General features: G+C 58.9%; 1 protein-coding gene. It reads left to right on the top strand.

The features are described from left to right. Window positions 1-1,448, top strand: a 1,448-nt coding sequence (locus H8711_RS13725; protein WP_249283893.1) for a C40 family peptidase, incomplete at both ends; no start/stop codon positions are given.

Raw genomic sequence — 1,448 nt, 5'->3', positions numbered from 1 at the left:
GATGAAGCGGGCGGGCCGCAGGATACCGGCAAGGCACAGGAGCCGGAGGGCTCCGCCGAGAAGGCCGGGAGCAAAAAGGACAAGTACCAGAAAGCACAGGCAAAAGCGGAACACGCCGGGGAAAAGCTGGGAAAGGCCCGGGAGAAACTGGACAAGACCGAGGCAAAACGGGCAGCGAAGAAGCCGCCGGGGCTTGCAAAAAAGGCAGTCCGGGGAGCCCGCACCGAAGCATGGTTTTATCTCCACAACAAAATCCACGAAGTTGAGCATGAAAATGTGGGTGTGGAAGGAGCCCATAAATCCGAGCTGGCCGCAGAGGCCGGAGCCCGGAAACTGACCCGCTATGCCAAACGCCGCTGGCGGGAACACCCAGCCCGGAAGGTGGCAAAGTGGGAACGGAAGGACATAAAAGCCCGGGCCAATGTGGATTTTCAAAAGATGGCCTCCGAGCACCCGGAACTTGCCAGCAATCCGCTTTCCCGTGTGCAGCAGAAATGGAAACTGAAACGCCGGTATTCCAAAGAAGCAAAGGCGGCTGCAAAACAGGGCGCAAAGGCCGCAAAGAAAACCGCTGCCGCTTCGGGAACTGCGACCCGTCGGGCGGCGCAGTTTGTGACCCGTCATCCCGTGGCGGTGCTGGTCCTGCTCCTGCTGTTGCTGCTCTGTTTTCTTGTGTCGGCGGTAAGCTCTATCTTTCCCACGCTTGGCAGCGGCCTTGCCAATGCGTTATCCGGCACCTCCTACGCCTCGGAGGATACGGACCTGCTGGACGTGGACGAGGACTACACGGCACTGGAAAACGAGCTGGCGCAGACGGTAGCGAACATCGAAAGCACCCATCCCGGCTATGACGAGTACCGCTATTCCGTGGACGAGATCGGCCATAACCCCTATGAGCTGGCATCCTATCTCTCGGCAAAGTACCATGTGTATTTCCGGGAACAGGTGCAGGACGAACTGCGGGAGATCTTCGAGGCACAGTATGAGCTGACCTTGACGGAGGAAGTCGAGATACGCTACCGCACCGAAACCAGCACCGACCCGGAGACCGGGGAAACCACCACCGAGGAAGTCCCCTATGAGTATTACATCTTAAATGTGACCCTCACAAACAAGACGCTGCCCGCCGTGATCCTGCCGAGGCTTAACGAACAGCAGCGGGAAATCTACACCGTTATGCAGCAGCTCAAAGGCAACAAACCCTATCTGTGGGAAGGGATTTACAACGGCGGCGAAGATACCGGCCCCAGCTATGAGATACCCGGCGAGGCGCTGGATGACCCGGCTTTTGCGGCGCTCATGGAAGAAGCCACAAAGTACATCGGCTGGCCCTATGTGTGGGGCGGCTCCAGCCCGTCCACCTCCTTTGACTGTTCGGGCTTTGTCTGCTGGGTGTACACGGCCAGCGGCGTCCACAACCTGCCCCGTACCACGGCGCAGGGCATTTA

The organism is Ligaoa zhengdingensis, from assembly GCF_014384885.1.
GTDB classification, from domain to species: domain Bacteria; phylum Bacillota; class Clostridia; order Oscillospirales; family Ruminococcaceae; genus Ligaoa; species Ligaoa zhengdingensis.
This window is presented reverse-complemented; position numbering and strand designations above follow the sequence as displayed.